Origin of the sequence: Pseudomonas sp. C2B4, from assembly GCF_013359695.1 — a bacterium.
Taxonomy (GTDB): Bacteria; Pseudomonadota; Gammaproteobacteria; order Pseudomonadales; family Pseudomonadaceae; genus Aquipseudomonas.
In genome coordinates this window covers 89,459-95,489 of record NZ_JABFMU010000020.1, presented here as the reverse complement: position 1 = coordinate 95,489, position 6,031 = coordinate 89,459, and the positions used below count along the sequence as shown (strand labels likewise).

At 61.5% G+C, this 6,031-nt stretch carries 3 protein-coding genes and 1 pseudogene; 3 read left to right on the top strand and 1 reads right to left on the bottom strand.

Annotated features, from left to right (window positions below; translation table 11 throughout):
• A partial coding sequence (locus tag HNQ83_RS15335) for a retention module-containing protein (RefSeq protein WP_175389740.1) occupies positions 1–1,780 on the bottom strand: 1,780 nt, incomplete at its 3' end.
• Between the two features lie 597 nt (positions 1,781–2,377).
• On the opposite strand from HNQ83_RS15335, the gene HNQ83_RS15330 reads away from it, so the two are divergent.
• From HNQ83_RS15330 to HNQ83_RS15325, 3 genes and pseudogenes are all read left to right on the top strand, one after another.
• Positions 2,378–3,736 (top strand): TolC family outer membrane protein, encoded by a 1,359-nt coding sequence (locus HNQ83_RS15330; RefSeq protein WP_175389739.1) that lies wholly within the window; start codon positions 2,378–2,380, stop codon positions 3,734–3,736.
• Positions 3,737–3,756: 20 nt separating this feature from the next.
• Positions 3,757–3,846: pseudogene (locus HNQ83_RS31210) on the top strand (outer membrane lipoprotein carrier protein LolA); the annotation flags it as partial.
• 20 nt (positions 3,847–3,866) lie between these two features.
• Positions 3,867–6,026, top strand: coding sequence for a type I secretion system permease/ATPase (locus HNQ83_RS15325; protein WP_175389738.1), 2,160 nt, complete (start codon positions 3,867–3,869; stop codon positions 6,024–6,026).
• Positions 6,027–6,031 lie beyond the last annotated feature (5 nt).

The window sequence follows — 6,031 nt, the reverse complement described above, 5'->3', positions numbered from 1 at the left end:
GCACGTTGCCACTGACAGTGCCGCCCTCCTGGACCGAATCGTGGTCCGCCTTGGCGGTCGGCAAGTCATCGACGATGTTGACGTTGATCTGCCCCGAGGCGGTACTGCCATCGGTATCGGTCGCGACGACATTGAAATTCTCGGTGATGCTGTTGGCTCCGTTGGCGGTCGGATGGGCTTCGTTGTCCACCAGGGTGTAGCTGTAGCTGACTACGCCGGTGGCCGGGTTGTAGCCGGTGATGGTCAGGGTGCTGCCCAGCGGGGTGGTGATCGACTGCGGGAAGCCGGCGGCCACACCACCACTGACGACCGTGATTCCACCCACGGTCAGGGTTTGCAGGCCATCCAGCGCGGAGACGGTGAAGGTGCCGCTTTGGGTCAGCGCGGAGGCATTGGGGCTGGTGCCGTCGCTGAGGTTTTTCTCGTAAACGGTCAGTTCGCCGCCTTCGACGTTCAGGCCGTTGAGGGTCACCCCATCGTCGTCGTTGTGGATGTTCAGCACCAGGTTGGCGGTGCTGGTATCGCCGTCGGCATCGGTGAGCGTGTAGGTGAAGGACTCGGTGCCATTGCCACCGCCGTGCAGGGCTTTGAAGTCTGCATCGTTGGTGTTCAGGGTGTAGGTGTAAGTGCCATTGGCATTGAGCACCAGGGTGCCGTATTTACCGACGAAAGTGCCGGGGGTGATCGGGCCGGCGTTTTCCCCCACCGCGACACGGTCCGCACCCTGCACGTCATTGGTCAGTACGTTGCCATTGAGGACAAGCTGGTTTTCCGACGCCGTGCCGTTTTTGTCGTCGATTGCTTTAGGCACGTCGTCGGTGATGTTGACGTCCAGAGAACCCGTCGCGGTGTCGCCATTGCTGTCGCCGGCCACCACGGTGAAGTGTTCGCTGAGGGTAGTGCCGTTGCCGGACGAATGGGTTTCGCTGCCGTTGAGGGTGTAGCTGTAGCTCACCACGCCAGTGGCCGGGTTGTAGCCGGTGATGGTCAGGGTGCTGCCCAGCGCGGTGGTGATCGACTGCGGAAAGCCCACGGCGACACCGCCGGTGATGATGTTGATCCCGCCGATGCTCAGGCTGGTCAGCCCGTCTGGTGCCGAGACGGTGAACGTGCCGTTCTGGGTCAGCGCACCGGGATTGCGCGCCGAACCGTCGGGCAGGTTGGCTTCGTTGAGGGTCAGTTCGCCACCCTGCACCGACAGACCGGTCAGCGTGACGGGGTTGTTCACGACGGGGGTGATCACCGGCGTATCGCTGGCCGCGTCGATGTTGGCATCGCCATCGTGCCGTTCTTCTGGAAGCTCGGGAATGCCATTGAATCCGGCGGTGGGGAAGCCAATGGTCGGATCGACCCGGCCGCCTACTTCTTCAAGCAATACAAAACTGTGGCCCCCGCCTGCGGCACCGCCAGGCCCGGTCGAGCCCGGTCCGGCCGCCGTGGCTTCAGCGGTCTGCGTCGGGTCGTCACCGGCAGCAATGGCTTTTTGCAGTTGCTCGACATCGCTCAGTTGCGCCTGGCTCGGTGTCACCGCCTCACCCGTATCCAGGTGAGGCGATTGATTCGCCAGCAACTGAGCATTCATTTGCAGGCTGCTGCCGCGTCCGAGGGTCAGCTCCTGGCCATTTTGCAGTTGCACTGCCACGGCGCCTTCGGCCCCGGTATTGAGTTGATCACCGGCGAACAATCGGTCGCCCTCGATCAGCACGCGACGGGTGCCGTCGCCCCCCACTGCGAACACCTGACCGATGACTTTACTGACGATACCGATGAGCGTAGCCATGTGCATTTCCTCCGCTGCCAACCGCTGTCGGCACCTTTTTTTGTTGCGGAGAGCATGCTTATGGATGGCTCAAACGGGTTACCCGGCGGATCGCCTGCCGGTCAGCGGCCTTACTTGAGTAAGCCGCTGCCCCGGCGACATCCTCGCCCAGCGTGTTGCTCACGGGCGTCGTCTACGGCGGGAACAAAACCCTTTGCGATCAAGGGCATCGAGTTCCACTTCCGAGACAACTTGCCCTGCGAGCGATGCGTAACAGTCCTGAATCACCAGAGTGACAAAATTCTGTCACCAGTATTCCGTTACGCGTCCCTCCCCTCCAGCACTTCTCCGCCCTATGTCGATAAGTGGATCGGAACTTTTCAGCTGCCCTGATGAGCGCCCTAAAGCTCATAAATCAAGGGCTTTCGAGATGAACAATGTGCTGGATTTAGCGAAGCGCATAAGTTTTTTTTGGCATAAGCCTTATGAGAAATATTTCTTAGCTTCTCTCCAGAATGTTCTTAGCTCTGTTGTTAAGAGGGTGAAACGGTTTACCCATAAAAGTCGTCAAATAATTGGCGACGAATAAAGAACCATCAGGACTCAGGGAGATTCACCATGCGCCTTTTAACCCCCCTTTGCAGTGCGGTTCTATTGGCCATGGCCTGCACATCTCAAGCCCAAGCCATGTCTCTGACCGAAGCGATCCAGAGCACCATCGCGACCCACCCGGAGCTGGCGTCGCGGGTGGACAGCCGTCTGTCGGCTGATGAAGACGTAAAGGTCGCCAAGGGGGGCTTTTATCCTTCCGTTGATTTGAACGCCGCCTACGGGCGCGGGTACAGCGATAACACCAATACCCGGGCGTTCGGTAATCACCACACGGAAATCCTCAACTACACCCAATCGGAACTGCGCCTGCGGCAGATGCTCTTCGATGGCTTCAATACCGCCAACGAGGTCGAGCGCACCAAAGGCGTGGTCAACTCCCGGGCCTATTACGCCCAGGGTACCGCCCAGGACCTGGCCCTGCGCACCATCGAGGTTTACCTCGATGTGCTCAAGCGCCGCGAACTGGTGACGCTGGCCAAGAACAACCTGCAGGCGCACCTGCGGGTCAACGACCAGATCGGCCTGCGTACCCAGCGCGGTGTCGGCAGTAATGCCGACGCCGATCAGTCCACCGCTCGTCGGGCACTGGCAGAGAACAACCTCGACACCGCCGAAGTGGACCTGGCCGACGCCGAGTCGAATTTCTACGCCGTCGTCGGGCGCCTGCCCGATGAACTGGAAGCGCCGCCCTCGACCCGCGGTGAACTGCCGGCCACCTTGCAGGAAGCCCAGCAAAGCATGGTGGACAACAACCCCTACCTGAAATCCGCCCAGGCCGACGTGCAATCGGCCGAGAGCCAGTACGAAGTCGCCAAGTCGCCGTTCTACCCACGCCTGGACGCCGAAGCGGCGGTGGGCGCGAACAACAACATTGCCGGCGAAGAGGGCCATGACAACGAATGGCGGGTCGGCGTGGTGATGAACTACAACCTGTTCCGTGGCGGCAGTGACAAGGCGCGCCTGCAGTCCGACGCGCACAAGATCAATCAGGCAATGGACATCCGCAACAATGCCCTGCGCCAGCTCAACGAAAACATCCACCTGGCCTGGAACGCCATGGTCAATGCCAAGAAACAAACCCCGACCGCCCGTGAATACGCCGAAACCAGCAAGCGCGTGCGCATGGCCTATCAGGATCAGTTCGGTCTGGGTCAACGTACCCTGCTCGACCTGCTGGACAGTGAAAACGAACTCTACAACGCCAACCGCCGCTACACCGAAGTACGCTACACCGAGGAGTTTTCGATGTACCGTGTATTGGCGAACATGGGCCAGTTGTTGAGCAAACAGCGGGTGGTGCTGCCCGCCGATGCGATCGCCCAGGCCGAAGTCAAAAGTGAAGCTCGTCTGCCTGAACTCAAATAAGGTCCCCTGTAGGAGCGAGCATGCTCGCGATGATCGCCAATGATGGCGCGGGAAGCCTCACACCCCGCGGCGCTCTTAGGTTCATCGCGAGCAAGCTCGCTCCTACAGTAAAAATAAGGGAGCGATCAATGTGACCAGCATGGAACCCGGAAATACTGGTGTCGATCCGCGCCTGAGTTTCGATGACCCGCTTCTGGACGGTCTGTTGATCCTCTGCAAACTCCACGGCGCGACGGTCAGTCGCGCCAGCCTCAGTGCCGGGCTGCCAATGGCACACCAACGCTTGAGCCTGGACCTGCTGCCCCGCGCAGCGGCCCGGGCCGGTTTGCAGGCGCGCTTGCTGCGCCGCGACCTCAAGGATATTTCCCCGCTCAACCTGCCCGTGCTGCTGTTGCTGAACAATGGCCGCACGGCCGTTATGCGACGCATCGGCGATGGCGGCCGGGTGCTGATCCTGCCCAGCGAAGCCGACGGCGGCGAACAATGGATCAGCCCCGAAGATCTTGCAGAGCATTACGCTGGCCAGGCCCTGTTCGCCCGGCCACGGCATGAACTCGAAGACCTGCGTTCGCCACTGGTGCCGCGGGTGCAGGCCTGGTTTCGCGACACCCTGAAGCTGTCAAAATGGCTATACAGCGACGCCATCCTGGCAAGTTTCCTGATCAACCTGCTGGGCCTGATGGTCCCTCTGTTCGTCATGCAGACCTACGATCGCGTGGTGCCAAACCAGGCCACCTCGACCCTGTGGGTGCTGTCCATCGGTTTGCTGATCGGTACCGCTTTCGAATTGGTGCTGCGCGTGGTGCGGGCGCACTTACTCGACTCCGCCGGAAAAAAAACCGACGTGATTCTGTCCGCGACCCTGTTCGAACGCATCACCGGCATGGCGATGAAAGCGCGTCCGGCGACCATCGGTGGGTTTGCCCAGAGCATTCATGATTTCCAGGGTCTGCGGGAGTTTCTCACCGCCGTCACGCTCACCAGCCTGATCGATCTGCCCTTTGCCCTGCTGATGCTGCTGGTGATCGGCCTGCTCGGCGGCTGGCTGGTGGTGATCCCGATCCTGGCATTTCCGATCACCATCATTTTTGCCATGGTGATTCAGGCCCGCCTGCGCGACACCGTGCAAAAGAGCCTGACCCTGGGGGCCGAACGCCAGGCCCTGCTGATCGAAACCCTCGGCGGCCTGGAAACCCTCAAGGCCTGCAGCGCCGAAAGCGAGCGCCAGCACAAATGGGAAAGCACCCACGGCGCCCTCACCCGCCTCGACAGCCACGCCCGCAACCTGGCAGCGCTGGCCACCAACGGCACGCTGTTCATCCAACAGTTTTCCGGCATGGCGACCATCGTCGCCGGGGTCTACAGCATCATCGCCGGCAACCTGAGCGTCGGTGCGCTGGTGGCCACTTACATGCTCGGCAGCCGGGTGTTGTCGCCACTGGGGCAAATCGCCGGGCTGATCACCCGCTACCAGCAAGCGCAACTGACCATGAAAAGCACCGATGCGCTGATGTCGCTGCCCCAGGAGCGGGACGCCCGGCAACGGCCGCTGGAACGCACGCAATTGCAAGGCGCGCTGGATGTGACCGGCGTGACCTTCCACTACAACGGCCAGAATGCCCCGGCGCTGGCCAATGTCAGCTTCAGCGTGAAACCCGGTGAACGGATCGGCATCATCGGTCGCAGTGGCTCGGGCAAAAGTACCCTGGCGCGGCTGGTGATGGGTTTCTATGAGCCTGCGGAAGGCCAGTTGTTGCTCGATGGCCTGGACCTGCGACAACTGGACGTCGCCGACCTGCGCCATCAGATCGGCTACGTCGCCCACGACCTGCCGCTGCTGGCCGGCAGCCTGCGCGACAACCTGACCCTTGGCGCACGCTACATCAGCGATGCACGCATGCTGGAAGTGGCGGAATTGACTGGTGTCACCGAGCTGGCCCGGCAACACCCGCAGGGCTTCGACCGGCCCGTGGGCGAGCGCGGTCAATTGCTCTCTGGCGGTCAACGCCAGGCTGTGTTGCTGGCCCGGGCCTTGTTGCTGGACCCGCCGATCATGCTGCTCGACGAGCCCACCAGTGCCATGGACAACAGCAGCGAAGACGTACTGCGACAAAAACTCCACGGCTGGGTCCAGGGCAAAACCGTGCTGCTGGTCACCCACCGTACCTCGATGCTCAGTCTGGTGGATCGGCTGATCGTGCTGGATAACGGGCGGATCGTCGCCGACGGCCCAAAAGAAGCGGTCATCGATGCACTGCGCAAGGGCCGCGTCGGCTCTGCCGCGGTCTAGGAGCT

Excerpts from the sequence above, each read along its gene's own strand:
- HNQ83_RS15330 (WP_175389739.1), top strand. The coding sequence starts at position 2,378 with ATGCGCCTTTTAACCCCCCTTTGCAGTGCGGTTCTATTGGCCATGGCC.